The 25,232-nt window shown below is 63.7% G+C and carries 24 protein-coding genes and 1 pseudogene; 10 read left to right on the forward strand and 15 right to left on the reverse strand.

The features are described from left to right. Positions 1 to 299 precede the first annotated feature (299 nt). From ACIA5C_RS20335 to ACIA5C_RS20345, 3 genes are read right to left on the reverse strand one after another with little or no spacing between them, the layout of a single operon-like run. A complete protein-coding gene (locus ACIA5C_RS20335) occupies positions 300 to 1,691 on the reverse strand; it encodes a hypothetical protein (RefSeq protein ID WP_396056768.1) in 1,392 nt (463 codons plus the stop codon). After that, positions 1,681 to 5,100 carry an AAA domain-containing protein gene (locus ACIA5C_RS20340; RefSeq protein ID WP_396056770.1) on the reverse strand — a complete coding sequence of 1,140 codons (3,420 nt, stop codon included), beginning with the start codon at positions 5,098 to 5,100 and terminating at the stop codon, positions 1,681 to 1,683. Before ACIA5C_RS20340 ends, ACIA5C_RS20335 begins: the two co-directional genes overlap by 11 nt. Further along, positions 5,093 to 5,920 (reverse strand): hypothetical protein, encoded by an 828-nt coding sequence (locus ACIA5C_RS20345; protein ID WP_396056772.1) that lies wholly within the window; start codon positions 5,918 to 5,920, stop codon positions 5,093 to 5,095. The genes ACIA5C_RS20340 and ACIA5C_RS20345 overlap by 8 nt, the downstream gene beginning before the upstream one ends. A gap of 423 nt (positions 5,921 to 6,343) precedes the next feature. Between ACIA5C_RS20345 and ACIA5C_RS20350 the strand changes: the two genes are divergently transcribed. Next, positions 6,344 to 6,658 (forward strand): helix-turn-helix transcriptional regulator, encoded by a 315-nt coding sequence (locus tag ACIA5C_RS20350; protein WP_396056774.1) that lies wholly within the window; start codon positions 6,344 to 6,346, stop codon positions 6,656 to 6,658. A 273-nt stretch (positions 6,659 to 6,931) separates the two neighbouring features. Here ACIA5C_RS20350 and ACIA5C_RS20355 read toward each other — a convergent pair whose 3' ends face one another. Beyond that, positions 6,932 to 7,684: a helix-turn-helix domain-containing protein gene (locus ACIA5C_RS20355; protein WP_396056776.1), complete on the reverse strand. Its 753-nt coding sequence runs from the start codon at positions 7,682 to 7,684 to the stop codon at positions 6,932 to 6,934. A 361-nt stretch (positions 7,685 to 8,045) separates the two neighbouring features. On the opposite strand from ACIA5C_RS20355, the gene ACIA5C_RS20360 reads away from it, so the two are divergent. Beyond that, positions 8,046 to 8,594 (forward strand): HD domain-containing protein, encoded by a 549-nt coding sequence (locus ACIA5C_RS20360; protein ID WP_396056778.1) that lies wholly within the window; start codon positions 8,046 to 8,048, stop codon positions 8,592 to 8,594. 2 nt (positions 8,595 to 8,596) lie between these two features. Here the strand turns inward: ACIA5C_RS20360 and ACIA5C_RS20365 are convergent, their stop codons facing one another. The 3 genes from ACIA5C_RS20365 to ACIA5C_RS20375 are packed head-to-tail and all read right to left on the reverse strand — an operon-like array spanning position 8,597 to position 10,098. Continuing rightward, on the reverse strand, positions 8,597 to 9,049 hold the full coding sequence (locus ACIA5C_RS20365) for a hypothetical protein (RefSeq protein WP_396056780.1): 453 nt from the start codon (positions 9,047 to 9,049) through the stop codon (positions 8,597 to 8,599). Beyond that, positions 9,042 to 9,518: an NUDIX hydrolase gene (locus tag ACIA5C_RS20370; protein ID WP_396056782.1), complete on the reverse strand. Its 477-nt coding sequence runs from the start codon at positions 9,516 to 9,518 to the stop codon at positions 9,042 to 9,044. The genes ACIA5C_RS20365 and ACIA5C_RS20370 overlap by 8 nt, the downstream gene beginning before the upstream one ends. Positions 9,519 to 9,525: 7 nt before the next feature. Further along, positions 9,526 to 10,098 (reverse strand): XRE family transcriptional regulator, encoded by a 573-nt coding sequence (locus ACIA5C_RS20375; protein ID WP_396056784.1) that lies wholly within the window; start codon positions 10,096 to 10,098, stop codon positions 9,526 to 9,528. Positions 10,099 to 10,409: 311 nt separating this feature from the next. Between ACIA5C_RS20375 and ACIA5C_RS20380 the strand changes: the two genes are divergently transcribed. From ACIA5C_RS20380 to ACIA5C_RS20400, 5 genes are all read left to right on the forward strand, one after another. Then, positions 10,410 to 10,604 (forward strand): hypothetical protein, encoded by a 195-nt coding sequence (locus tag ACIA5C_RS20380; protein ID WP_396056786.1) that lies wholly within the window; start codon positions 10,410 to 10,412, stop codon positions 10,602 to 10,604. Then, positions 10,601 to 10,795: a hypothetical protein gene (locus ACIA5C_RS20385; protein WP_396056788.1), complete on the forward strand. Its 195-nt coding sequence runs from the start codon at positions 10,601 to 10,603 to the stop codon at positions 10,793 to 10,795. The genes ACIA5C_RS20380 and ACIA5C_RS20385 overlap by 4 nt, the downstream gene beginning before the upstream one ends. After that, positions 10,796 to 11,422 carry a DUF2637 domain-containing protein gene (locus ACIA5C_RS20390; protein ID WP_396056790.1) on the forward strand — a complete coding sequence of 209 codons (627 nt, stop codon included), beginning with the start codon at positions 10,796 to 10,798 and terminating at the stop codon, positions 11,420 to 11,422. After that, complete coding sequence (locus ACIA5C_RS20395) at positions 11,419 to 11,739, forward strand: hypothetical protein (protein WP_396056792.1); 321 nt, start codon at positions 11,419 to 11,421, stop codon at positions 11,737 to 11,739. Before ACIA5C_RS20390 ends, ACIA5C_RS20395 begins: the two co-directional genes overlap by 4 nt. A gap of 671 nt (positions 11,740 to 12,410) precedes the next feature. Next, positions 12,411 to 13,463, forward strand: coding sequence for an FtsK/SpoIIIE domain-containing protein (locus ACIA5C_RS20400; protein WP_396056794.1), 1,053 nt, complete (start codon positions 12,411 to 12,413; stop codon positions 13,461 to 13,463). Positions 13,464 to 13,483: 20 nt separating this feature from the next. On the opposite strand, the gene ACIA5C_RS20405 is transcribed toward ACIA5C_RS20400, so the two are convergent. Beyond that, a complete protein-coding gene (locus tag ACIA5C_RS20405; protein ID WP_396056796.1) occupies positions 13,484 to 14,440 on the reverse strand; it encodes an HNH endonuclease in 957 nt (318 codons plus the stop codon). Positions 14,441 to 14,882: 442 nt separating this feature from the next. Here ACIA5C_RS20405 and ACIA5C_RS20410 point away from each other — a divergent pair, with 442 nt between their 5' ends. Beyond that, positions 14,883 to 16,583 (forward strand): recombinase family protein, encoded by a 1,701-nt coding sequence (locus ACIA5C_RS20410; protein ID WP_396057672.1) that lies wholly within the window; start codon positions 14,883 to 14,885, stop codon positions 16,581 to 16,583. A 216-nt stretch (positions 16,584 to 16,799) separates the two neighbouring features. Here the strand turns inward: ACIA5C_RS20410 and ACIA5C_RS20415 are convergent, their stop codons facing one another. Together ACIA5C_RS20415 and ACIA5C_RS20420 are read right to left on the reverse strand one after the other, a co-directional pair. Beyond that, positions 16,800 to 20,012, reverse strand: a complete 3,213-nt coding sequence (locus tag ACIA5C_RS20415; RefSeq protein ID WP_396056798.1) for a hypothetical protein — start codon at positions 20,010 to 20,012, stop codon at positions 16,800 to 16,802. A gap of 292 nt (positions 20,013 to 20,304) precedes the next feature. Next, a complete protein-coding gene (locus ACIA5C_RS20420) occupies positions 20,305 to 20,724 on the reverse strand; it encodes a hypothetical protein (RefSeq protein WP_396056800.1) in 420 nt (139 codons plus the stop codon). A 66-nt stretch (positions 20,725 to 20,790) separates the two neighbouring features. Between ACIA5C_RS20420 and ACIA5C_RS20425 the strand changes: the two genes are divergently transcribed. Both ACIA5C_RS20425 and ACIA5C_RS20430 read left to right on the forward strand, forming a co-directional pair. Beyond that, entirely contained in the window at positions 20,791 to 21,402 is a 612-nt protein-coding gene (locus ACIA5C_RS20425; protein ID WP_396056802.1) for a TetR/AcrR family transcriptional regulator, read from the forward strand. A gap of 359 nt (positions 21,403 to 21,761) precedes the next feature. Continuing rightward, positions 21,762 to 22,346 carry a hypothetical protein gene (locus ACIA5C_RS20430; RefSeq protein ID WP_396056804.1) on the forward strand — a complete coding sequence of 195 codons (585 nt, stop codon included), beginning with the start codon at positions 21,762 to 21,764 and terminating at the stop codon, positions 22,344 to 22,346. Between the two features lie 138 nt (positions 22,347 to 22,484). Here the strand turns inward: ACIA5C_RS20430 and ACIA5C_RS20435 are convergent, their stop codons facing one another. From ACIA5C_RS20435 to ACIA5C_RS20455, 5 genes and pseudogenes are all read right to left on the reverse strand, one after another. Continuing rightward, on the reverse strand, positions 22,485 to 23,183 hold the full coding sequence (locus ACIA5C_RS20435) for a hypothetical protein (protein WP_396056806.1): 699 nt from the start codon (positions 23,181 to 23,183) through the stop codon (positions 22,485 to 22,487). A gap of 186 nt (positions 23,184 to 23,369) precedes the next feature. Further along, positions 23,370 to 23,516, reverse strand: coding sequence for a hypothetical protein (locus ACIA5C_RS20440; protein WP_396056808.1), 147 nt, complete (start codon positions 23,514 to 23,516; stop codon positions 23,370 to 23,372). A 117-nt stretch (positions 23,517 to 23,633) separates the two neighbouring features. Continuing rightward, positions 23,634 to 24,302 (reverse strand): hypothetical protein, encoded by a 669-nt coding sequence (locus ACIA5C_RS20445; protein ID WP_396056810.1) that lies wholly within the window; start codon positions 24,300 to 24,302, stop codon positions 23,634 to 23,636. 181 nt (positions 24,303 to 24,483) lie between these two features. Then, positions 24,484 to 25,055, reverse strand: a pseudogene (locus ACIA5C_RS20450) (MFS transporter); the annotation flags it as partial. Further along, a complete protein-coding gene (locus tag ACIA5C_RS20455) occupies positions 25,019 to 25,171 on the reverse strand; it encodes a DUF4396 domain-containing protein (protein ID WP_396056811.1) in 153 nt (50 codons plus the stop codon). The pseudogene ACIA5C_RS20450 and the gene ACIA5C_RS20455, both read right to left, overlap by 37 nt. Positions 25,172 to 25,232: the final 61 nt, after the last annotated feature.

Consider the following 25,232-nt stretch of genomic DNA (forward strand, 5'->3'; position numbering starts at 1 on the left):
TTGGAATGGTCCAAGTCGGTGGGCAGGGTTGCATGCCGCGACGCCTACTCCGCCAATCAAAACTGACCTCGACGATCGAGAGCGCCGAACAATCAAGGCGCACGGCGCCGCTAGCGGGGAAAGATAAAGCACCGTAGCGTGGCCGGTCCGCCGACCTTTCACATGGCCTTCTACGACGTGGTTCGTGCGGTAGAATCTACCGATGCGGCCCGAGCTTCGGCGCAACTGTCACCACTCCAAGACGGTCTCGACTACGGGTAGCCATACGGCACACGTTCCCCCCCTCCCCCGGGAGGAGGTCACACTTCCTGTGAACGATCTGGGAACGATGAGGAGTTCCGATCGAAAATTTCATCAGACAACTCTTTGCTTCGAACTAGTACCCCAGCTTCTCGGCGATATGGGCCGGTCCTAATTCCCTTGTATGACAGCCAGCCGGAGGTTGAGAAAACCACAGTGTTGTCAAATAGCAACACGTTCGGAGAGTCGTCATGAAATTCGCCGACGATAAGATTCGGAAAGCGCGAAGAAAGGCTGTTCAGTCGCGAGACAGCCGAGTCGTCAACTATGAAATCGCCATCTTTTTGTGTATAGCCAATGTGCACTTTCACGCCTTTGCGGAGGCGGTTGTCGAGCCAATTCGCGATAGTGGAGTTAAACACGCCGGCCCTTAAGCCGCTGGAGCGGATCATAATTCGCTCGCTCGCACACTCTAGGGCGTGATTGAGCAGGTCAGGTTGTTCGCCAGGTGCAATATCTCTCGCCACGCATTCCTCTAGCGTAGTCCTTGCGTTAGTGCCTGACCGATGCCGACTGCCCCTGTCGCCTTTCGGAGTGCGCCTGGAAGAGTCGTCGGTGCGCAGTTCAAACACGTCTTCTAGCTTAATCTTGACCGACTCGAATTCTCCGGGAATTGCGGGGGGCGCTGCTGGCTCGCCAACCCGCACGCCAAGCGATAAGGCGCCGCCCCGGTTTGCGATCCTATTTTCGTGTTCAGGGCTGAGAATTCCGTCGATAGATACGGCAATATCCGTCTCTCCCCGAGCTGAGTCGCCGTAGATCAACATTTTAACTGGGAGGTAGAGATGTGCGCTCGGCGTAACCTTCTTAACGGCCAGAACCTCAAAGGAGCGCCGGATGTCGATACTGCCAGATTCAACTAGTCCGGCAATTTGCTGCGGTGGAACGTCGGGCATCGAGATTCGCGCCTTACTCGATGCTGGAAGCATATACATTCCGGCCGACCTGGCATCCTTTGCTTGGATCAAATCGGAACGGCGGTAGTTTGCCACCGACCAAGTAAGGCGATCGAACGCTACAGGGACATCTTTCTGAACCGGTACAACTGATTCGAGGTCCTGAACTACGCGTTCGCCAAGTGGCGTTAATCCGAGAGATCGGTGGCCGTCGGGAAGTACAAGGTTCCCCCATCTCGCCTGCTCTGCAAGAGCGCCTTCGACAATAGGTACCTCAAGTCCGAGGAAAGCCGCGAGTTCTGCTCCGTCTTCCACGCCGCCTCGAATTAGGCGCAGAACATACTCGTCGAGCAGAGGAACCTCTTTGCGCTCTTGGGCGAGCACAGTAGTGCGAACTATGGTGACTGGGAGTGCGGCGTCTTCGATAGCGATGAGCTCACGGCCCGGCCTTTCGTTTCCCAAAAGTGCGAAGATATCGCTATCGCTATATAGCATGGCCGGCGTTCCTTATTTCGCAATCTTGTGGATGCTGCATCATGTAGTTGGCAACATCTCGAAGTGCGCCGGGTGATCGACGACAGAACCCGAGATCGCCTACAATGGTCAGACCGAATTTTGCGCGTGAGAGAGCCACGTTTATTCTGCGCCAATAGTCAGGTCCCAGGAATCCGAGGCGTCCCTCGTGGTTGCTGCGGGTAACAGAGAATATCGCAATGTCGCATTCTCGACCCTGCACCGCGTCGACCGACTGAACGTGAATCTCAAGATTATGTATGGATGCACCCGCGAGTCGGCGTGATAATTCTTCAACTTGACGCCGGTAAGGCGCAATGAGGAGGACTTCAATTCTACGATCGCTGCTTGGAGGTGTTAAGAGGCCTTTATCTACCGCGCCGTCCAGTGCCATTAAGCGGCCGATGGTGACTTTGACTTCCTCGCGATTGGCATAGCTCGTATCTACACCTGATGGAGCGTCCTCGAACCTACGCGTTGAAAGTGTTTCAGTGTTTATCCAAATTACCGGTTTGCCGAGTATTTCGTAGCCGGACAATCCAATTTCTCTCGGAGAACGAAGTTTCCCCTCGTAGAAACAGGAGGAAATAAGGTCGCCGATTGGCCGAATCATTCGATATTGCTCGGACAACAAGAATTTTGAATGGTCGGGCAGATTGTCGGCAAGACGTTGAAATAGTGTTTCACTTACAAACTCTCGGTCGAGGCCGTACTCGTCAAGCGTCGACGACGAGCGCAAGAGTTCCTCGTCGAGCGGCGGAAGCTGGCTCGTGTCACCGACGAGAATTGAACGATCTGCTCTTGCGATCGGAACGAGTGCTTCGGTCGCTGTGGCTTTTGAAGCTTCGTCGAGAATGCATACGTCGATCGACAGGTCACGGACGGCACGATGACTGATGAAGCCTAGGCATGTTCCTGCGATGACCCGCGATGTTCGAAGGAAGACATCAGCCATGTTCCGATCGGAAGAGACCCGCTGGAGCCACTCGGCTTGAAGTTCGAGAAATCCTAAGAGTTCTTTCCCCGGACCCTCGTTTCCCATCAGTATGTCGATCAACGCTAGGGCATCTTCTGGCGAGGTTTCAGGCTCGATGTTAAATTCCTCAGCCAAGCTTGTCCGGGCCTCAGCGAGTAGTTCCTCTTTTTGATCGGCCAGACGATCGAGCCGATGTTGCATTGTGCTTGCATCGTCTACCACGCCCAGGCCTGTGGCTGCATCGGAAGCCTTTTCTTCTCGCCCGAGCGTCGCGTCAACTTCTTCCGCCAAAGCGACGAACTCATCACAGGCGCGAACATATCGCTGTAACGCAAGTGACGCCTGTAGGTGATTGGCTGGCAGGCCAACGGCGCTGGCGCGCCGCTGAAGGTGCGACTCAGCCCGTTTTTTGATCGTATTAGCCCATCGATCCATGCGTTGATCGAGTAGCAAATGCTTTACCGACGAATCGACTCGCGGGTCATCGGGAAGTCCTAGTCTGACCAGCCCCTGGATGCCAGCCTTATCAAGCCGGCTGAGCGCATTGTCGACGGCGACGTGAGTCTGGCTTACAATGAGCACACGACCGCTGGGCCTTTTCGATAGAAACTGCGCCACGGCTTCGACGATAAAGTCCGTCTTTCCGGAACCGGGCGGCCCTTGGACCAAGACAATATCCGAAGCTCCAAGTGCCGCAGAGACTGCCTGTTTCTTGCTGTCATCAAGCTCGCGCGTCCAGTTTTCGATTTCGACCGTAGCTGGGGAAGAAGCTGATCCGGGATCGCTGATCAGCGAAGAGAGGTCCGGCCTCGCGCCAGCCCCGTTCATCACCGCTGTCACTGCATCGATTTGGCGCTGAAGGGCAATTTGGGTTGGTCCAAGGAAGGGGGTCAGTTCACCAGGCGATTTCACGTTCGAAGTTGCGGCTGCGCGTGTGAGCCTGAGCGTTAGTTCGCCGTCGCGATATCGCACTACTTCGCCTCGAACGACGGTGCGATTATTATTTCCAGCTACGTCGAACTGTTCTCCCAGGAGGTCAGTATCGGGCTCGTCTACAAGCGCGAAGACCGCCTGCTTTCCGCTGATCCTACAAGTTGAATAGGCGAGCTTATTGCGTGTGCCTCGGGCCAATTGTTCACGAGCATCTAGGGTTCGAAGCCAGCCTTCGAACAATTGGAAGTCGTCGTTCTTTGCCTCGGCAGCGTCAATGTTGGCATCGCGGAATCTATCGATAGCATCCACAATTACCTCTGTGGCTGCTATTGCAGTAGCCGCCTCGCGGGGACGCGTAGTCGACCAGCTCACGAGCCGCCCAAGAGGCATCGCCCGCCGGCGGACTCGTTCCAGAGATTCGTAGCTTTCGGCATGGGCTGAAATCACTTTAAGGCAGCCCGATGGCATTGCTGGCTTAAGTACGAGTTTGCGTGATTCTGATACAACTACTAATGTTCCGCGGTCGAGCCCGCCGCTTCCGTCTTGCTTCCTCCCGAATTCCGCGTAGCAATCCTTGCCAAGTTCTTGGAGGAGAGTCTGTGGAGCGGATATTGGAGCATCGTGATCGCCTTCTTCCATGATGTGACGCTCCGCGGCCCTGGTCAGTTCTAGCCATGCAATATTTTGACGCGCGGATCTTGCGCCCTTCTCGCGTGAGACGGCCTCGTCGAATTCCTGAAGCAAGATTGACCCGTTGGCCGGGCGTTCGGCGGGGTTTAGGTCGATGCAGCGCTCAAGAAGCCTTCGCACATCTGGTCGAACATCGATTCGATCGAGCGCCGACCGAATCTCATGGAATTTTTTGATTGGCTCCTCGTGAAGTGCTTGTATCAGCAATACGCCCATCGAATACACGTCTCGCACCCAAGGAATTCCCTCGTCAGGTTCTGGAGGAGCATATGGAACTGAATGCAGGTGTGCGACGGTGTTGTCGGTTGGGTTAAAGATGTCCCGCATCTTGGCAATGCCGAAGTCGGCCAGCAGCGGGGTGCCGTCTTCCCGGATTAGAACGTTTCGGGGTTTGATGTCTCTATGCTCGATACGTTTTAGATGGGCGTAACTTAGGGCCGAGAGTAGTGGCGCCGCGACCGTTTCGGCAAATTCATTCCACTCATAAGGTCCGTGCGACTCAAGAACATCGTGGAGCGAACGATCGATCCAGTCCAGCACCAAGTAGAAGACGCCATCCTCTTGTCCGTGATCCTGCAGTCGGATGATGTTTGCGTGTCGCAGCGACCTAAGTCCGACCATCTCTCGTTCGAACACTAATTCGGTCAGATGGTCGTCCGGATGTTTCACGAACTTCACTGCGACCTGGCTGCCGTTTTCCCGGTCGATGGCTTTCCTAACAAAGGACATGCCGCCAGGCTCGGGTGCTCCCTGGCCTAACAGTAAGTAGCGGTCACCAATGAGGTCACGCATTTTGACTCCCACCGAAGACACAGGTAGGGCACACTGTTAGTTTTGTGCCCGTTTTGCTACTTACGATGCTCCGAAACTCGCCGACTGTCTGGGGCCGATCGTCGGAGTTCGCTGCTGTCGCGAGTGTTACAACTTCTCGCCATCCAGTATTATCGGGCAGCAAAGGAAGGTTCGGCTTGGGCCATTTTCCCGTAAGGGCCCACCCGATCAGCTGCCCTACGCTGTAGATGTCGGCGGCAGGCATTGCCTCGTGTGCGTCATCACTGAGTTCCGGAGCGGCGAAACCTGGTGTACCGTACTCTGCCCCGACGCGAGTCCGATGGGGATCGGTGGTCTGCCCGCGTGGCCTTCTATTTAGTCCCCAGTCAGCCAAAGTCCATTGGTCCGCGATCCGGAGAATATTGGTAGGCTTAACATCACGGTGTATCCAGCCACGTCGATGTGCAGACTCCAGTGCATTGCACGTTGCGGCTAGCAGGTTCGCCAGCTCGCCTTCTGCCGCCCATGGCTGCTTCCACTCGTCGGCGTTTCCGTCAGCGATCGGCATGACGAACCAATCAAAGGCTTGGCTAGAGTCAAAGATTGGCGTGACAAATGGACACTCATCGAGAAGCTTCCCGAACTCGATCTCTCGTCGCATCCTGGCAACACTGTCTACAGAGAAGTTGAAGAGGCGCTTAAAGGCGACGCGGAGTCCGGTGGGCTTGTGTGTGGCGCCGACAACTTCCGCTTGGCTTCGGGGCGCAAGGGGTCGAGGGTCCAGTCGGTAGTCGCTCTTGTGTCCTCGCGCGGACTTCTTCAGCTCTTCGTATGCTTCCATGTCCCACTCTTCCAAGCTCAGCTAAGCGAGCCTACCGTCGGGCGGCACTTGCAAGGGCTGGTGACGCGGTACTGGACGGAAAGTCAGACCTCTGGGTTGCTGACGTGCCGTAGCGATGGCAAAACTCGTCGCATCGGCGGATGCGTGTCTGTATTGATTCATTCCCGATTTGGTGGTACAGATCGGTCAGGGAGCCAGCTCTCGAACGCGTAGCAATCGACGAATCAGCGGCTTGTCCCTCGGGTACGACCAGAAGTCTCAGGACGTCCAAAGAGACGCAGTCTGCCTGGACGTGCTGACGCGGCAGGGTCCTCGATAGCCGGTTTCTAGGGATGTGGGTCTTGGGGCACCGGTGACGTAAGGCCCGGCCGTCCGTGACTCGCTCCGGGCGGCTGGGATGTCACCGACTGCCGAGGACTGCGGATGTATGAGGAAGTGGCCGAGGTGGGGTGCCTGGATTCGGAGGCACGCCGCTTCATGGGCAACTACGAGATCAGGGCGCTGTTGGGTGTCAGCCGGCAGCGCGTTCATCAGATTACGCACCTGGACGGCTTTCCGGCGCCTGTCGCCGAGTTGGCGTCCGGATGGGTCTGGCTCGCAGCTGACGTTGGTGCCTGGGTTGGCGCCAACCGACCGAATCTCCAGCGGCCCGAACCGGGCGCATCTGAAGCCGAAGTCGGCCCCTTGGGTGAGCGGCAAGACGAGGACGAACGGAGGGAGTCGGATGACCGGCCATGACGTCCGGACGGGAACTGGCTTTGGGCCTGATCTGTCCAACGCGAGTTCCGATGCTGGCCATCGAGTTCAGATGGAGGCGCGCTGCGTGCCCGAGAGCCGCCAGGACGTCTTGGCGCGGGCGGAGGCCTCGCTCTACGACCATCTCGTCGTCTCGCCGGGAGGGCTGTGTCTCGGATGTTCGGAGCCTGAGCCTTGCCGTGCTCGGTACGCGGCGCTCGCCGTGTTCAACAGGTACGGCGTTCTGCCCCGCCGGCGGGCGGGAGTAGCGGGCGTCTACATCGCTGGCGGTGCTGTCAGCTTTGACGCCTTTGCCGTGGCCCAGACGCGCTCGAACGAGGTCATGTGAGTTGAGACCATGCCTTCGGCTTCGGTGCGCTTGAGATGCATGACGGGTGCCTGGGCGGCAGGCCGGCCGTAGATGTGGGAGTTGATGAGCATTTCGTCGTCGGCCCGGTAGGTCGAGTTGTAGAGCACGGTGTCGTGCAGGCGTAGCTCGATGCTGGGCTCCTCGGCGAGCGGCTGGAGGCTGACGAGTGCGGTACGGATGCGGGCGCCCATGCCGACGCCGATACGTTCCTCGGCCCCACGGCTGGCGATGTGTTCGCCGTCTGGATCGCCGAGAGCTATGCGTACCCGTACGCCGGCCTGGGCCTTCTGTCGCAGCAGATTGAGCACTGCGACGTCGTCGGCCAGGAAGCTTGCGCTGTAGACCAGGATGTCGATCTCTCGCTTGGCCTGGCTCAGCAGGCGTGACCATGAGTCGGACGGCACGGCCGATCGGTGGGGGTAGACGATCCGGATCTCGTCGGTGGCGGCAAGGGGCTCAACCGGGCGAGGCAGGGTCGGCCACAGGTCGTATGCCGACCATCCCGTGAGGCTGACCAGCGCGTCGCGGTGCCGGGGGTACGGGATTCGGCCGCTGCTGATCCAGCGCTGCACGGTCTTGGGGTCGACGCGAAGTTGGGCGGCTACGTCGACGATGTCGAGCCTGGCTCCACTCAGTGCTCGGGCGAGCAAGTGGTTCACGCGTCCGCTCCCATCCCTGGGCGAGACCCCATAGTAGCCAAGAAGTCCCTAGACGTCCCGACGCGTGGTTCAGCGTCTGTCACTTGGCGTGAACACTTGGCGGAACCGAGAGAACGGACGGGACGTCATGGGTAGCGACGCAGAAGTAGCAAGATCCTCGGCGGATCGGCTGGCGCAGGCGCTGGAGAATGCGGGGTTCGACGTCGGCCAGGAGTTCCCGGCGCTGAGCGACGCCATGGGCCACCGGGGAAGTCCCGTCGTACGGCTTGGAGACGTCCTACCGGCGGTCGCCGACCGGCTTGCCGACGCCTTGCGGGTTGACTATGGCGACAGGTGACTAGCCCGGCATTAGGCTGCCTATGTGGATCAAGTCGAGGGCGCTCGTGAGCTTGCACGTCAGTTGCTGGCCGTGCCGCTCCCTCGCCGCTGGTTCCACAGCCAGGGCGTCGGGCGTAAGGCTGAGTCGGTCGCGGCGCTGGTCGGTGACGACGGCCCGGCCCTGGTCGCCGCCTCTTGGCTTCACGACGTGGGGTATTCGCCGGACCTTGTCGTGACCGGCATGCACCAACTCGACGGGGCTCGCTACCTGCGGGATGTCGCCCGCGCTGATGATCTGGTTTGCCGGCTGGTGGCTCACCACTCGTGCGCGTTCATCGAGGGCAGGAACCGCGGGCTCGGAGACCAGCTTGCGGACGAGTTTCCGCCGGTCGGGGGCATGTTGTCGGACGCCATCACGTACGCCGACATGACAACCACCCCGGACGGCGAGCCCATTGACGTGGAGCAGCGCCTCGCGGAGATCTTGGACCGCTACGGGCCGGATCACCTCGTGGCCGGGTCGATCAGCGAAGCAGGCCCGCTGATCATCGGGTCCGTGCAGAGGATTAAGGCGGCGCTCGCCGAGGGCTGACGTCAGTCCGTACGGGAAAGGGCTCCCTGCTCGTCGCGGCTCCAGCGGCGGCCGGCGCTGTCCAGGAATTCGATCTGTACGGGCTCAGGCTCGACGTACGTCCGAAGCCACTCTCCCGGCGCGGGTCGCTGGACTGTGCGGCCCGGCGGAACGAGGCCGACGAACTCTGATCGGGATTCTTCGCCGTCGCGCGCGGGGAGGGGCAACTCGACCTCGTAGATCGGCATCGCGCTCGCGTTGTGGATGTGAAAGGCCAGCTCGCGGCGGCCTTCGAGGCTGTGGGTCAGCTCGACCCAGGCGCTGATCCGTTCGGCCTGCGAGCGGCGTTCGTCTTCGGCGCGGTCGGCCTCGCGCCGGTGCTCTCGGCGCAGGAGCAGGAATCCGAGGCCGAAGGCGCCGACCGTACCGACGGCGGAGAAGACGTCCGCGAAGGCGCTGAGCCCGTCGCTATCCAAGGTGAATGTCGAGCGGTGAGGTGAGGAACCGGTCGATCCGCATGCGCATCGAGCGGTCCATCGGCAGCGCGCTGATCTCGGCCGGCGGCACCCAGCGGACCTCGGTCGATTCGTCGCTCGGCGTCGGTGTTCCGCCGACGGGCCGGGCGGTGAACACCACCGAGAACTCCTGCCGGGCCTCGTTGTTGCTGGTGTAGAGGATGACGTGGTTCGGGTCGGTGTAGATGCCGACCAGGCCGGTCACCTCTACGTCGATCCCGGTCTCTTCGGCCGTTTCCCGTACGGCCGTGTCCGGCAGCGACTCGCCGAGATCCATCCCACCGCCGGGCAGTGCCCAGTTGTCGTTGTCCGAACGGCGGATCAGCAGGATCGCGCCGTCGTCGTTGACCACGACTACGTTCGCCGACGGGACGACACTGTTGGCCTTGGGTGCCTCGGGGTCGTTGTAGTAGTCGATGCGTCGTCCCACGTCGTCCTCATTCCAGCGGTGTCGCGGCGTCCCACACGTGCTCGAAGCTGTCCACGTACGTTGAGACCATGGTCGCCCCGGCGACCCGCCGTAAATGGAAGACCGGCGCTTCGGACGCGGGAAAGCTGTAGATGTGCGTGTTGACCAGTAGCTGCTCATCGGCGCGGTAGATCGAGTTGTAGAGCACGGTGCGGTGCAGCCGGAGTTCGACGCCTTCGAGGCTGAGTAGGGGTCGGTACATCACGATGGCGTTCTTGATCTTAGCGGCGAGGCTTTCGATGCCCTCGTCGGCGTCGCGTTGCGCCACGACCTCGGAGTCCGGGTCGCCGAGCAGGATGCGTACTCGGGCTCCGGCCTCGGCTTTCTGGCGGAAGATGCGGCGTACGCCGGCGTCCTCGGACAGGAAGAGCCCGCTGTAGACCAGGACCCCGATCTCCGACTCGGCATCGTCGAAGAAGTTGCGCCAGAGTTCGGACGGCACGGTCCATCGGTGCGGGTAGATGTTGATGATTTCGCTTCCGCTGGCGCTGGCTACCTGGTCGGCGCCGAGTGCTTCGGGCCAGAGGTACACCTCATCCACGCCGAGATGAGCAGCCGCTGCATAGCGGTGACGCCGGTACGGCATCCGTCCACTGATCCAGCGCTCGATGCTCTTCGGATCAACTTTGATCGCTTCCGCCAGGCCAGCCGGGGTAACCCCTCGTTGCAGCATTGCGGAGCGTAGTCGCTCGTTCGGCATCGTCTCCCCATAAAGGACGTCCGTCAGCTCGCCAACCCTAGGCTAGACATCTCGAACACGTCCAGCCATGACCTGATCACGTCCCGTCGCCTGGTCGCACTCTCAATGGCGTCGATGCAGACAACGCATCGCCGACCGAGAGGAGATCAGCAATGCAGATCCAACACTTCACGAACGAGGCCCCCATCTGCCCGTGCGGCGCCCAGCTCGGCGCAGGCAACTCAACGCTCTGCCGCAAGTGCACGGCCCGCAACCGCTGGATCCGGCGGCACCGGGCACGCGGTAGCCACAACGGCGTGGACAAGGGCATCCGGACGCGCCGCAACCGCAAGGACAGCGGCGCATGACGATCGCTGTCTCCGCCGTCGTCCTGCTCGGCGTCTTCGTCTTCTTGCTCTGGCGGTACGCCCGTCTACCGCTCTGGCAGGCAGCGATCTGCGCCGCGTTCGGCTACTACCTGGCCGCGTCGTCCATCGGACCCACGATCGGCAACGGACTCCGAGCCCTGGCACGGTTCGTCGCCGGTCTCGACCTCTAAATGGATGCCGCCAAAGGCCGTGACTGGTGGGTGATTGTCGGAATGGCCGTTGCCGCGATATCCGCTGCGGTGGCGAGCTTTGCCGGTCTTCGCGGGCTCGCCCAGGTCGCCGGGTGGCCCGATCAACTCGCCTGGCTCTTGCCGGTGACGATCGACGCGTACGCGATGACCTCGGCCCGGGTATGGCTCGCTGGGACCGTCGGCGGCAAGACCGCCCGCCGCTTCGCACGCGCCAACGCGATCGGAGCCATTACTACGAGCATCGTCGGCAACGCCGGCTACCACCTGATCGCCGCCGGAATCGTCGCGATCTCCTGGCCAATCGTCGTCCTCGTCGGTGCCGTCCCCGCCGCCGTCCTCGGACTCACCGCACACCTACACGCCCTCACCACGATCAACCACGGTCCGGCATCGGTACCGGGCGCCCGTCCTCGGGTCCGGACCGATACCGACCTCTTGAAGGCCGCACGCGAGGCCGATGCCCAGCATCGCGCCACACACGGCGGACGCCCGATCAGCCGCGACGGCTTGCGCTCGACGCTTCGCATCGCCGGGCCGAAAGCAACCGAACTACGGCGACAACTCGCCACAGAACCCGATCGGAAGGAGGCATCACCCCACCCATGACCAACGAACCGCGCACACCGCGCCCGACCCTCGACCAGGAGGCAGTTCTCACCCACCTGCATGCCGCTCGACGCCACCAGACGCCTACCGCGCTGTGGACCGTCGTCGGTGATGTCCCTGTCCTACTCGCCGAAATCGATCGCCTCGCCCGGCTGCTCAGCCGTGCCCGATGGGACTTCGCCAACCTGCTCGCCGCCGCCCGCGCGAGTCTCGTCGCCGACCAGGACGGCGAGTCCGACCCGCTGGCGTACCTCCGCGACGAGGTCGCTCAGCACCGAGCCTGGGTACCGCCCGACGACGGCGAACTCTCCGGATGAGGGCCTACGGACGCCGGCACCGCCGCTGGAACCGCCGAAATCCGCAACCGCTCCTGCTCGTACCCGACGAATCGCTGTTCGTCGCCGGCCTCGCCGCGATCTTCCGGGCTCTGTTCCGGTACCGCTCAGGGCTCGCACCGTTCGCCGTCGGACTCGCCCTCGCGACGACCGGACTTTTCCTCCACCACTCACATCACGAGTTGTGGCCCGCCGTCGCGCTCGTCGCTGCAATCGCGGCCTTGGTCGCCGGATTCCGCATCCGCCGCACCGCCGAACGCGCTTACGCAGCAACGACAACGGCCGTGGCGGGAGGCTGGCTCGCTACCGCAACCGCGGTTGGCCCCGGGACAAAGCCACTACCTGCCCTGCTCCTGCTCGCCGTGATGGTGCTCGGCGTTCCCTGGTGGGCGCACCGGCGACGCCGAGCACGTGTCCGCGTCGATCGAGTCATCCACGCGTGGCCCGACCTCGCCGACACGATCGGACTCGACGGATCACGCATCATGTCAGCCGTCGTCGACACCTGGGGCTGGCGCGGACGCGTAAAGCTGCGACCGGGGCAGAGCGTCGCTGACGTTGTCGCCCGCGTCCCAGCCATCGAATCAGCCTTGGGAACACGGCCCGGCGCCGTCCGCGTCGAGCAAGACCCAGCGCACGCCGGCCGCTGCACCATGCGTGTCCTTGCCGTCGACCCGCATGCTGGCGCGATCCCGTGGCCAGGACCAACCGCGCGCTCGCTGGCCGACCCGATCGAGATCGGCGTCTTCGAGGACGCGACAACCGTCCGGGTACCGCTGCTCCGACGACACGCCTTGATCGGCGGCACCACCGACTCGGGCAAGAGCGGTGTCCTGAACGTCATCCTCGGCAACCTCGTCGCCTGCCCCGACGTCGTCCTCTGGGGCATCGACCTCAAGGGCGGCATGGAACTGCGGCCGTGGGCGCCCTGCCTCGTCCGGCTCGCGACCACACCAGACGAGGCAACCCGGCTGCTCGCCGACGCCGTCGCGGTGCTCGACGCCCGAGCGCACGCGTCCAGCCGTGACAACACCCGCGTCTGGGAACCCACACCGGACGCGCCGGCGCTGGTGATCGTCATCGACGAGTACGCCGAACTCGCCGACACAGCACCGGCCGCCGTCGCGTACGCCGAATCGGTCGCCCGGCGCGGCCGGGCGGTCGCTGTCGACCTGCTCGCCGCGACGCAGCGCCCAACGCAAAAGGCGATGGGTGGGGGAGCGCTGCGCTCGCAGATGAGCGTTCGCGTCTGCCTGCGCGTGCGGGAGCGCCGCGACGTCGACCTCATCCTGGACAAGGGCCTGCTCGCCGCCGGCTGGCACGCCCACACCCTCGACGCGCCCGGCAAGTTCTACGTCCTCGCCGACGGACACAACCAGCCACGTCGCGCCCGCGCCTACCTCGTCACCGACGAGAACGTGCGGGAGACAGCCGCCCGATACGCCGACCAGCGCCCGGAACTCGATCCGCTCTGCCGCGCTGCGATCGAGGTTCAACCACGCACCATCGAAGCGCCGACGACGGCTACCAACGCCTCGGAACAACGGCTCTTGACCGCGCTCAGCTCGGCGCCCGACGACGGTCTGACGATCCCGGAACTCATTGACGCGACCGGAATGCGCCGAACTTGGATCTATGACCGGCTGCACGCGCTCGCAGCTGACGGCAGAGTCCGGCAAGTTACACGAGGACGCTGGCGCGAATAGAAAGTCCACATCCCGCAGGGTTAGGCCGGGTACCAGCGCTCATACAGAAGACGAGGTGGGAGAACCCGAGCTCTCTTTTCGTTGTTGCATAGGTGGCAAAGGAGCTGGATGTTTGTTACATCGTTGAGGCCCCCTTCAGCTAGAGGTACCATGTGGTCGAATTCCGCTCTTTTGATTGGTGTGCGGAGTGTTCCTAATTCGACTTGACAATTCGCGCACCGGCCACGCTCTCGGAACTCTACTGTTGTTTTGACCCACTCGGGGATTTCGGTCCGCCTCAGCCGGGACATGCGGTCCTTTCGTGGAATAAACATTCCCGTCGGATCAACTGCCTCGTTATCGCCGAACGTGTTGTAACTTGTTACGTAGTAGGCCATCATTTGATTGAAATCGTACAGAAATGAGCGATTCGCGAATAAGACATAGAAAACCTCTTCGGCAAGCCTATCGCACAGCTCCTCAAGCTCGCCGGTGAGCTGCAACTCATTGAAATATTCGTAGTACTCATCGGGGAGGCTCTCGAACTCTGGGCAGTCCTCGCACGGATTCCGTCGAGAGTGATAGAGGTGACGCTGGAAACCTGGCAGCAAGGCTGGCCATTCTTTATCCGACCGAAATTCCGCGAAGGTCGTATGCGGAAGACCTAGCGCCTCGAAGGCATTCTCGACGGGCAGAACATGCATTTCGTAGTCATAGAGCGGGGCGCCCTCGAAGACCTGAGTGCGACTCGGGCTGAGAGTTGGGAGGCCCAGCAGATCCTCATCGAAGGTGCGATTGATCACCAGAGATGCAAATTTGTGCAGCGCGCTCACTTTTTGGAACGGCTGACAGAAATAGTCGAAGCCGTCGCCAGACAACATCTCACTGAGATCATGCATAAACGCGATCGGTTCGCGTGCCATCGCGTCGATAATTCTGGCGTAGTGGTATGTGTCGTAATGCTGGAGCTCGATCAGATCCTTGAAATCCTTTGGCATTCAATTACTCCGGCGACCAAATAGGCGACAAGTAGATACCGACCCGCCAACCGGCCGGTCGTCCTTCGGCAACCCAAGCACAGATCTGTAAGCCTCGGTAGAACGTGCGTCTGACCGGCCCGATTCGAAGATCAAATTTGACGAGCATGCGCCAACTGTTCGTCCGCACGTCCGTCCGTCGCTCGCGCGTGTCTGCGCATACCAGTGCACGGACGGACGCCGGGCGGACGAACGAGCGGATACTCGCCATTGGCAAGAAGGGAGGCCCAGCGATCACGACAGAAGACCGCACTGACGAGAGGAGAAATCGCAGCATACGAACGTGCACAGCGCTGGAAATCGAGGATGCCCAGCTCAACACGTCCCTAGACGTCCCGATCATCGATGCCGCCGCTGATGTGCTGTGGCGCATTATCGACCGTGCCCGGAAGACTCGACAGACATGAGGTTTGTCTTCTACGGACGTGTGTCGACCGAAGACCAGCAGGACCCGCAGGCATCGAAAGGCTGGCAGCTCTCGCGCGCTCGCAGCCTGATCGAACCGGCCGGCGGCGAGATCGTCGCCGAGTTCTTCGACATCGGGCAATCTCGCTCGCTGCCGTGGAAACGGCGCCCGGAAGCACTGCGCCTGCTCGACACGATCAAGAGCGCTGGTCGCGACTTCGACGCCGTGGTGATCGGCGAGCCACAGCGTGCGTTCTACGGCAGCCAATTCGGCATGACGTTCCCCGTTTTCGTGCACTACGGGGTCGGCTTGTGGGTGCCTGAGATCGGCGGCGCGATCGACCCCGGCTCGGACGCCCACGATCTCGTCATGGCGCTCTACGGCGGCATGAGCAAGGGAGAACGCAACCGCATCAAACTCCGCGTCCGATCGGCGATGAAGGCACAGACCGAGTTGGAAGGTCGGTATCTCGGCGGCCGGCCGCCCTACGGCTACCGGCTCGCCGACGCCGGCCCGCACCCGAACCCCGGCAAGGCGGCCGAGAGAAGGCGACTGCACCGGCTCGAACCCGACCCGGTCACGGCGCCGGTAGTGGCGAGGATCTTCAACGAATACGTCGCAGGCCGGGGCATGACCTCGATCGCGCGCGGCCTCACCCAGGACGGCATCGCCTGCCCATCGGCCTACGACCGGGCGCGCAACCCGCACCGGCACACGCGGGTGTGGGAGACGACCGCGGTCCGCGCGATCCTGCTGAACCCGCGCTACACCGGCCGTCAGGTCTGGAACCGGGCGCGCACGGATGAAGTCCTGATCGACGTAGAAGACGTGGCGCTCGGTCACGAGAACCGGCACCGCTGGAACGACCCGAGCCAATGGGCCTGGTCACGTACCGAGGCGCACGAGCCGCTGATCAGCATTGACCTCTATGAGCGCGTCCAGCAGACGATCAAGAAGCGCGGCACGAACAGCGACACCGGCAAGGCGCCCCGCCACACCGGCAAGCCGTACCTCTTTCGGGGCCTGATCACCTGCGGTCTGTGCGACCGCAAGATGGTTGGCAACCCTAACCACGGACGCCTCTACTACCGCTGCACCGCGAGCCGCGACTTCGTCCGCCAGCGTCAGATCAGCCATCCGCCCGCGCTCTACCTCCGCGAGGACGCGATCATCCGCCCGGTCGACGAGTTCCTTCGCGACGAGCTGACCGGGCGAAGTCTGGCCGACAATCTCCGCCGCGTGGCCGAAGCCCAGCACCGCGCCGCGCTCGCCGCCTACGGCGACACCGGTGAGATCGAAAAGCTGCGCCAGACCATCACCGAAGCCGACCGAAAGATCAGCGGATACCGGGCCACCCTCGACGCGGGCGGCGACCCGGCGCTCATCGCCGGATGGATCACCGAAACCACCGCGATCAAGAAGGCGGCACAGGCCCGGCTCGGTCTCACCGACGCGCCACCCCAGCGGATGACCTCCGACCAAGTCGACGCCATCGCCGAGGCGTTCAAGGATCTTCTCAGCCTGCTCCGGGACGCCGATCCGCGCGACCGCGCTGAGCTGTACAGCCGGCTCGGCCTCCGGATGACCTACCGACCTGGCCCAGAAACACTGATGGCCGAGGTTGTCACCCCGGCCGATCTTCGTGTCTTTAATACGTGTCCGGAGGGGGATCTTGGCACAATACCTGGTCACTCATGAGCGGCATGAGTGTCATGCCGTCTATTGTACCCAATTTCTGTGCGCGCGGCATCGTCCTCGAGTGTTGGCTTACTGAGGCCGAATTCGATCGTATTAGTGCCCGCGAAACCGCTGGGTATTGAGCCGTGGTTGGCGGGGAGAAAGCCGAGGAGCTTACCTGCCCGACGGGTGGGACGTGGTTACCTGGGATATCCCCAGGTGTGCGACCTCTGGTATCTACGATGGGCGTTGCCACTGTGCTGTTGTGCGCACGCTGTGTCGAACGTCGTCTTTCAGGATCTCGAGGATCTCTCCTGCCGCTAGAGGGTCGTCGTCTCGCGCGCGGACGGCACAGTCCGCCAGGACCTGCCGTACGCGAGGGCTCTTGTCTCGGGCCAGGTGCTTGCAAACCGTGTCGTATTGGCGTGGTCGTCGCATGCAGAGAATGGCGCCGAGCTGGCGGATGTTTACGTTTTCATGTGCGGCCAACACGCCTGCGTCGAGATTTTCTGTGATCTCGTGAGGTAAATGCGCGAGCGTGGAGCTCGCGAGATTGGTGGTGGTGTTTTCGTCGTTGCTTAGGAGATTTACTGCCTGGTCGCGTATCCAACGAAGGTCGGTGTCGTCGCGGGCGGATAGTCGGGCGAGGCGCAGGGCGTGTCCGCGCAGTGTCGACGCCGGCCCATCGATCCGGAAGCGGCTTAGTGGGTGTGAGGCGCCAGTTAGTTGGTCGTCGTATGCACTCCCGTCGCGGGCGCCGGTCACAAAGGGTATGACGCGGGGAAATACCCCGGCGTGGAGGCGCGCATTGGCGCTGATGAGGAGGTTGGCGGCGCCAACGAGTGCGTCCTGCCGGTGACCGGCGGTTTCGTTCGAATCTTCGGCAATGCTCAGCAACTTTTCGAGGCAGGCGGCTTGGTCGCTTTCGTCGAGCGTCGTAGCCAGGTAGGAGTCGGGCACGATCGTGGATCCAGACTCGACTCGGGCAGGGCTGGGCTTCGGACGAGACAGAATGCGATCGCGTGCTTCCTTCGCCAGGCGTTGAGTGGAGGGCTCCTCAGGGGCCAGTGCGGCGGGTAATACCGCGCTCAGGTAGGAGGTGCCGGCACCGGGTTCGAAGGCTTGGGCCTTCAGGAGGTCCCGTTCTTCTTTGGGGAGGAGCGGCAGCAACGGCCCGTCGTTGCCAGGGTTTCCGCGAATCAGGCCGATGACGCGCTCGTCGATGCTCAACTTTGCGGCGTGTTGTACGCCGTATCTTGTGAGTTCGAGCAGGCGGCGAAGGCCGGGTAGGGCTATATCGGGATGCGCAATGGAAATCTCGACGCACGCGGCGGCGTGCGCGTTGTCGCTGGGACGGAACTGGCGGGGCCCTCGGACGACGTCGGCGGCGAGCAGGTCGAGAACCGCGGCCGCCTGCTCGGAGGTACCGCGGTGAGCAAGTGCGCACATGCCTTCGACGGCCCGCTCGGTCAGGCTGCCGCGGCCAGGCGGCTCCGCGAACTCTCCGGCACGTCCTCGTATTGTGATGTCGGTGAGGATCTCGAGGAGCTTGGCTGCGGCTTGGTCGGGGATCAGATCGGCTTGTGTTGTCGCGAACGCGATCTTCGCGTCGGTCACCCACCACGGTTCTGCCCGATTAATTTCGATCTGGATGAGTTCGTCACCAACTCGTTCGGCCAGTTCGGTCAGCTTCTGTGCGCTGCCGGATCTCGCGAGGAAGTCGGCTGCCAGAGCGGGTTCCGCGTTGTCGCGGTAGAGCTCACCGAGGAATCGTGTCGCCTCCATTTCGACCGCCCAGCTGCCGGTGACGACAGCGTCGGTGAGCCATTGGCGGGCGGCCAATATCGCTTCGATCGGGTTTCCTGCCAGCAAGGCCGTTCGGGCGTGGTCACTGGGGAGCCGACTGCGCTGGAGCAGGCGATCTGTGCCGGTGTTCCGTAGGGCCTGTGCGAGGTGGTGTTCGTCGTCGATCCCCGAGGACCAGGAGCCGAGACGGCCGTTGGCCGAGCGAATCGCGTAGAGCCAGTCGGCGGCATCGTCCGCGAGGCCATCATGGATGGCATCGGAGATGGCGTCACGCCAGGCGTCGACCGCCTCTTCGAGTCGGCTTTCCATCGAGCAGCGCCGGGCCTCGCGTGCGTTGATGAGCGCCGCGAGACGACCCAAAACATGATGTCGGCCGGCGAGAGTATTGAGTGCTTCGCGTTCGTGCTGGTCGTACTCGGCGACGAGGAGCCTGAGCCTGATTTCGGTCTCATGCCAGCGGGGAAGGTCGAGGTGATCGAGGGCGGATCGGAGAAGGCGGTCGAACTCGGCGATCCGAGACGGGTGGCTGGCCAGGACTCCCTCGGCGAGAAGTCGTACCAGCCGCCCGTGGTGTGGCAGTGTCTCGGTTCCCGGCTCGGACAGGGCTGCCAGGAGTTCGTCGGGGCGGCAGAGCGGGTCGCCGAGATAGTCGATCGCAAGGCTCGCGAGCGAGGCGGCGCGGTGGTGTCGAAGGGTGGCTGCGTCTGCGTGGTCGCCGGGGTTCTCGAGCAGTCTGCTGGCTTGGTGTCGTAGTCGGCGAGCCTCTTCAAAGCCTGCTCGGTCGAGGGCGTCAACGATGAGTCGTGCGGTCAGGGCGAGTGCGCCGCCCGAGTCACCGGCGGCTTGAAGCGCGGTCACTTGACGGTCGCGTATTACGGCTCCGTGGCCGTGGTAGCCCGCCGTTTCGAGGCGGGCGGCCAGCTCGGCATAGAGATTGGCGGCCTCGCGGGGATCGTCGGCGCGCTTGGCGTCGGCTTGATGAAGCTTGAGTGGTGTGTCTTCGGAGTTGAGGGGACCTACCAGAATGCGTTCGGCTTGGAGCCGTCGGTCAGGCGGTGGGGTAGGTATTCCCGGCAGTGGCGCGGAGGTGCAGAAAACGGCTGCGGTTTCGCGGGTCCAGAACTGGGCGACTACGTCGGCCACGGCTCGAAGATATTGGTTGAGCTGTTCGGCTCCCCACAGGTCGATGGTCAGGTGTGGGTAGGCGTCGCTGAGGCTGGCGAGCTCGTCGAACAGCTGGGTTTGCTCGGTCGAGGCCGAGGTCGTCACGATGAAGTGCACGGCGTCGAACGGCAGCCGACCCGACATGAAGGTTCTGACTGCCTTGCGGAGTGTCGCGGGAGTGAAGGATTTGTAGTCCTTGCACTGGATGACGACGTACTTTCCATCGGGCTTGCGTCCGGCCAGGTCGATGCCCTGCTGGCGCTGTCCCTGGATGCCGTAGCGCCGGAATTGGATGCCTCGGAGTCCGAGTGTGCGCTTGGCAATACGCAGTACGAGCTTTTCGAATCGGTCCCAGCCTATGTGGAGGTCGAGGTCTTCGCCGGCCGGCCGGGTGCCGGGCGTCCCGGGTGCCGGCTCAGTCGACAGGTTCTCGTCGGTCTCGCAGCGTGCCCAGGGACGTGGCTGGCTTCGTGCCGTCATCCGGTCAGTCTGCTACGAATGCCGACCGTGCTTCGTTCGGACTGTCCGGGTGGGTGACGAGCGGTTGGCCCGAAGAAGTGCGGCACCTTTCTTGCGAGCCGGTTCGTGTCGAGGTGTCGGCGTACGCCTTGGAGTGCAGAGCTGCGTACGTGAGGAAGTACACAGAAGCCATCGACGTCGGTACGCCTGCCGGAACAAGCCGGGAGCGTCCGTCGACTACAGTAAGTCACCCTAGCCGGGGGGCGCGGTACGGCGGATCTGCCGATGTCCGGATACGGGCCTCGGCTCTTCTTTACGCCGGTTGCTCTGCGCTGCCCGAGTTCTTCGGCGAGACGTCCCGCGATAGTTGCTCCACGCTGCGGAGGCGGCCATCTGGGTCAAGTTGACCGAACATGTGGATCTCGGTCGCGATCACCTGGCCGCGGCGCATTGTGGCGGTCAGCGTGTAACGAGCGGCGACCTGGGCGCCGGACATCAGCGCATCGTGCACCTCGACATTGATCTGCGTAGCGTTTCGGCGGCCAGCCTTGACATGGGCAAGTAGCCGCATCTTGTCGAGGAGGATGCCATCGTTGCGGAGCACGAAGTCGTCGATGTGATAGCGACCGAAAACGGCCGCTGGGTCCTGGTGTCCGAACGTGAGTTCCTGCGGGTACCGAGTCAGGTAGCCGATCAGATCGTCGCCGGGCGTACCGGAGAGGTGCTGACTCATAGCGACTCCTCCATTTAAATTGGACATGTGTGTCCAAGATAAGCCGAACGCTTAAGCTTGGCAATCGTGGCCGAACCTATTGCTCAGCGAGGCCGTAAGCGGCGGCTCGATGCGGAGCGGAGCCGCGCCGCAGTGCTGGACGCGGCGATCGCCGTGCTGGGTCAGCAGGCTGACGCCAGCATCGAAGACATCGCCGCAGCGGCCGGAGTGGTACGGCAGACGGTCTACGCGCACTTCCCGTCCCGCACGGCCCTACTTGGCGCCGTGGTCGACCACCTCACTGCCGAAACGGCGAGCGCGCTGGATGCACTCGACTTGACGACACCGCCCCCAGGCGAGGCGCTGCGTCGCTGGCTGGAGGCGAGCTGGGCCATCGTGCAGCGTTACCCGGTCCTACTCAGCCCGGTCATCGCAGTGGCTGCACCACCGGCCGACGAGCACGACCGACACCGACCTGTCTCCACCCAGCTCAGCGAGCTGGTCCGCCGCGGCTGCCAGGCCGGCGTGTTCGAAGCACGCCATTCCGAAGCCTGGATCATCAGCGCCACTATCGCCCTCGGCCACGCCGCCGGCCAACAGGTCACAGCCGGTCGGCTGAGCCCCGAGGAGGCCGGAGCGGCGTATCGCGACAGCGTCTTGCGACTCGTTCTCAGGCAATCGATCAGAGACGACGGCTGACGTCCAAGCCCATCCCGCGATACGCACCGACCTCAGCTGATCGATCAGCCTCACTGTTCCGACATCCGGATCTCCCGCGATCCGCGCTCCACGTCAGATTGACCTCAGTCAGCTGAGCTGATTAGTTACAGCGCGTGGATCCGGAAACCGGTCTGGCATTGATCCACCTTCCGGACCGCGCTGGCCGCAGTCGATGAGTCAGATCGGTGCGGCGTGCCCCCCGGCAAACGGAGCGTTTTACGGCGGTTGCCTGCCGGCAACTGGGCGGTAGATGACAGACCTGAGACCGGCCGGGGGCAGGGGGACCGGTGGTGATCGGGACACCCGTCGTCTCGTTCGGCTACGCCGGGATCGGGGCGGTGGCCGTGTTGGCCGGGTCGATAGTGTCCACGCGGTTCGCCCTGTCGGCCCGGGTGCGAGCTTTAGTGCAGCATGCGGCCGCCGGGACCGTCCTCGCGGGCCTGGTCGTCGACGTGTTGGACAAGTTGCTGCACCGCGCCGGACAACTGGTGGCCGCTGTGGCCGCTGTGGCCGGCATGGTGGCCGGTTTAGTCGCCATGCTGGCGATCCGGGCGTGGGCCGACGGCGCCGGTGTCGGAACGTTCGTGGTGACGGCCGCCGTGGACATCCTCGTCGATGGTGTGTTGATCGGTCTGTCAGCGGCGTTGGGAGCGGGGACCGGTCTGCTGTTCGCTGTGGCGCTCGCTACGGAGATGGGTCTGCTGGGCGTGAGCGCCGCAGCGGCGCTTCGGAAGCGTCGGCCGTCCGGACGTGTGGTCGCAGCCGCTGCCGGTATCGGGGCCGCGATCAGGGCCGCGGGCAGTTTGGGCTGGGTGATCGCCCAGTCCGGCTCGTTCGCTGCTACGGCCGTGCTGGGCCTGGGCGCCAGTGTGATCATCTATGTGGGTTCTCGAGGAGCTACTTCGGGAAGCGCACGAGACTGACACCGGGCCGTGGGAGGTGGCGGTGCTGTTCACCGGTTTCCTGCCGTTCTTTCTTATCGGCATCGCCGCCGGCTGAGCCATCGTGACCCTGCGCCGCCGCACACCTCTGCCTGAGGCCACCGCGAAGACTGAGCCAGTTCACGGTCGCAGGGCGAAGGCGGCGTTGATCAGGGCGAGGTGGCTGAGGGCTTGGGGTAGGTTGCCGAGCATGCTGCGGTCGGCGGGGTTGATCTGTTCGGCGAGCAGCCCGAGATCGGTGGTGAGCGTGACAGCGGCCTTCATCTGGGCTGCGGCTTGCTGGTGCCGGCCGAGGCTGGTGAGGGCGGAGACAAGCCAGAACGAGCAGGCCAGGAAGGTGCCTTCCTCTTTCCGCATGCCGGTGTAGCGGTAAAGCAGTGGCCCGTCGGCGAGTTCGTTGCGGATGGCGGCGATGGTGCCGGCGAGGCGTTCGCCGCGGTCGAAGCCGGTCTGTCCGGCCAGCAGGGTGGCGGCGTCGAGGTCGTCAGTCCCGGCGTAGAAGGGTGATCGTCTCGGGGTAGCGGCGACCGTTGACCGGGTCGTGGCGCATGAAGTCCGGAGCGTCGATGCGCACGGTGACACTGTACGGTCCGGCGCCGAAATTTGGGCGTTGGTGCCGTAGTGGTAGAGGAACGGGTGCCACAGGAACGGCAGGTCGGTGCGGATCAGTGTCCGGCCGTCCTGCTCGACCTCGATGTGGACAGTCAGGCCGGCGACGAAGCGGCCGACGGCGCCGTCGGCCACCGCGACCTCGAGGTGCACCGTGGCCTGCGGTGCTGCCTCACGCCAGACGAGCCGGTCGCCGTCGCGTTCGTACATGCCTTCGGCTTCCTCGTCGACGAAGGCGATCAGGTAAGCCGGCGCGGGCGAGCACGGCGCCGTCCTCGTCGGCCATGGCCTTGAGCGCGTCGCCGTAGGCGTCACCCTGCGTGCGAGCGACAGCAAGCTGATCGCCGGTCGCCTCGTTGCTGGCCCGCGCGGGCGGGTCGGTGGCCGGCGACGCCGTTACTGGTCCTCCTCCTTGTGCTGGTCGGCTTCCTGTTCCCGCTGGCGAGCTTCGTTGTCCCTCTGGATCTGCTCGGGTGACATGTTGGCGCGCGGGGTGTCGACGATGCTGCCGCCGGCGTGCTGGCCGTCCCGGTCGTTCGGCATGGTGATGACTCCTGAGTCAGAAGGCGACATCGATCATGTGTCGTTGCCTGTCGTTGAGGACCGCGTACCCGTGGTTCGGTCGGCTACGCCGATGCGGTCGACGTTTCTCGGCGCCTGTCAGTGCACCCGCCAGACCAGCACAGCGCCAGTGAGACACAGAACGGCGGCGAGCAGGTAGCAGACGAGATAGCCGGTGAAGGTGGGTGACGCGGACAACGAGGCGGCGAAGGAGGCGAGCAGGATGGTGTTGGTCTGCCCGCCGACCCCGCCGGCCAGCCGGCGGATGGTGCTGTTCGCCGCTGTGGAAGCGGCGGCTACCTCCGGCGCGACCCCGCTGGTCGCGGTCGAGCTTCCGGCCTGCAGGCCGGCGCCCGCTCCAGCACCCAGCAGTAGCACAGCGACCCCGACGACGATCGCGGATTGCCGCGCCAGGCACAGCAGGCCCATCCCGCACGCCACCAGCAGCAGCCCATCGGCGAAGATGCCGCGCGCCGGCAGACGCCGCTCGAGCAGACCGGCCAGCGGCGACGCGGCGGTCTGGCCGACCGCCAGCGGCACCAGCAGCAGCCCGATCGTGGCGGTGGAGGCGGACAGCCCGTAGCCGGTGGTGCCCGGGTCGGCGCGGATCATCTGCGGGACGAGCAGATAGCTGCCGAACAGGGCCCAGCCGAGCCCGACGGTGGCTAAGTTGCCCGCGCTCACATGCCGGTTGGCGAAGATGCCAAGATCGATCAGCGGGTTGTCGGTGCGGCGTTCGTGCCGCAGCCACCAGGCAGCGGCGACCACGGCGACCGCGAGCGGGCCGAGGGTGATCGGTGATCGCCAGCCCCGGACGACGACGATGGTCAGGCCGCTGAGCAGCGCGACCGCCGCGACGGTCAGGCAGCGTGCCGACCACGTCGTAGCCGCCGGCGGCCCGGTCCTGATGGGCGGGTGTCATCCGCCAGGCGAGCACCATCCCGGCGGCGACCAGCACAGCGCCACCGGCGAAGATCCACCGCCACGACGCGTACTGCGCCACCAGGCCGCCGCCGGCGAAACCGATCGCCGTGCCGATGCCGAACGCCGCGGCGAGCGCGGAGACCACCCGCCCGGTCAGCTTCTCGGGTACCGCGTCGCGGGGAGCGCGAGCGCGACCGGGTAGACCGAGCCGCCGACCCCCTGCACGGCTCGGCACACCAGCAGCACGGCCAGGTTCGGTGCGGCCGTGGCGGCCAGAGACGCGACCGCGAACACGCCCAGGCCGATCAGTAGCATCCGGCGCCGTCCGTACAGGTCACCGAGCCGCCCCATTGCCGGGGTCGCCGCCGTCGCCACGATCAGGTAAACGGTGACCAGCCACGACGACCACTCCCGGCTGCCGTGCAACGCGGTCTCGATGGTATGCACGGCGGGCACGACGGAGGTCTGCTGCACCGCGAAGGCGATCACCGCGACGACCAGGGACGGCACCACCGGCTGGGTGCCCTGCCGTGACCGTGCGGTGCCGGTGGATTGCTGGGTCACATGGCTTCCTTGATGCCGCGCCGGATCAGCCACGCGTTGACCGGATAGGCCGTCAGGAAGCCCAGGGCCATGCCGATCTGCATGAGGAACCAGTAGGCGGCGGTGTCCGGAGTACGGCACCGAGAATGCCCGCGTTCACCGTGAGCCACAGCGCCGAGATCTCGGGGTCATCACCCCGAACAGCACGAGCAACCAACCGACCAGCGCGCC

The organism is Actinoplanes sp. NPDC051343 (genome assembly GCF_044455125.1).
Taxonomy (GTDB): domain Bacteria; phylum Actinomycetota; class Actinomycetes; order Mycobacteriales; family Micromonosporaceae; genus Actinoplanes.

Excerpts from the sequence above, each read along its gene's own strand:
- ACIA5C_RS20335 (WP_396056768.1), bottom strand. The coding sequence starts at position 1,691 with ATGCTATATAGCGATAGCGATATCTTCGCACTTTTGGGAAACGAAAGG.
- ACIA5C_RS20340 (WP_396056770.1), bottom strand. The coding sequence starts at position 5,100 with ATGCGTGACCTCATTGGTGACCGCTACTTACTGTTAGGCCAGGGAGCA.
- ACIA5C_RS20345 (WP_396056772.1), bottom strand. The coding sequence starts at position 5,920 with ATGGAAGCATACGAAGAGCTGAAGAAGTCCGCGCGAGGACACAAGAGC.
- ACIA5C_RS20350 (WP_396056774.1), top strand. The coding sequence starts at position 6,344 with ATGTATGAGGAAGTGGCCGAGGTGGGGTGCCTGGATTCGGAGGCACGC.
- ACIA5C_RS20380 (WP_396056786.1), top strand. The coding sequence starts at position 10,410 with ATGCAGATCCAACACTTCACGAACGAGGCCCCCATCTGCCCGTGCGGC.
- ACIA5C_RS20385 (WP_396056788.1), top strand. The coding sequence starts at position 10,601 with ATGACGATCGCTGTCTCCGCCGTCGTCCTGCTCGGCGTCTTCGTCTTC.
- ACIA5C_RS20390 (WP_396056790.1), top strand. The coding sequence starts at position 10,796 with ATGGATGCCGCCAAAGGCCGTGACTGGTGGGTGATTGTCGGAATGGCC.
- ACIA5C_RS20395 (WP_396056792.1), top strand. The coding sequence starts at position 11,419 with ATGACCAACGAACCGCGCACACCGCGCCCGACCCTCGACCAGGAGGCA.
- ACIA5C_RS20400 (WP_396056794.1), top strand. The coding sequence starts at position 12,411 with ATGCGTGTCCTTGCCGTCGACCCGCATGCTGGCGCGATCCCGTGGCCA.
- ACIA5C_RS20405 (WP_396056796.1), bottom strand. The coding sequence starts at position 14,440 with ATGCCAAAGGATTTCAAGGATCTGATCGAGCTCCAGCATTACGACACA.
- ACIA5C_RS20410 (WP_396057672.1), top strand. The coding sequence starts at position 14,883 with ATGAGGTTTGTCTTCTACGGACGTGTGTCGACCGAAGACCAGCAGGAC.
- ACIA5C_RS20415 (WP_396056798.1), bottom strand. The coding sequence starts at position 20,012 with ATGACGGCACGAAGCCAGCCACGTCCCTGGGCACGCTGCGAGACCGAC.
- ACIA5C_RS20420 (WP_396056800.1), bottom strand. The coding sequence starts at position 20,724 with ATGAGTCAGCACCTCTCCGGTACGCCCGGCGACGATCTGATCGGCTAC.
- ACIA5C_RS20435 (WP_396056806.1), bottom strand. The coding sequence starts at position 23,183 with ATGTACGAACGCGACGGCGACCGGCTCGTCTGGCGTGAGGCAGCACCG.
- ACIA5C_RS20440 (WP_396056808.1), bottom strand. The coding sequence starts at position 23,516 with ATGCCGAACGACCGGGACGGCCAGCACGCCGGCGGCAGCATCGTCGAC.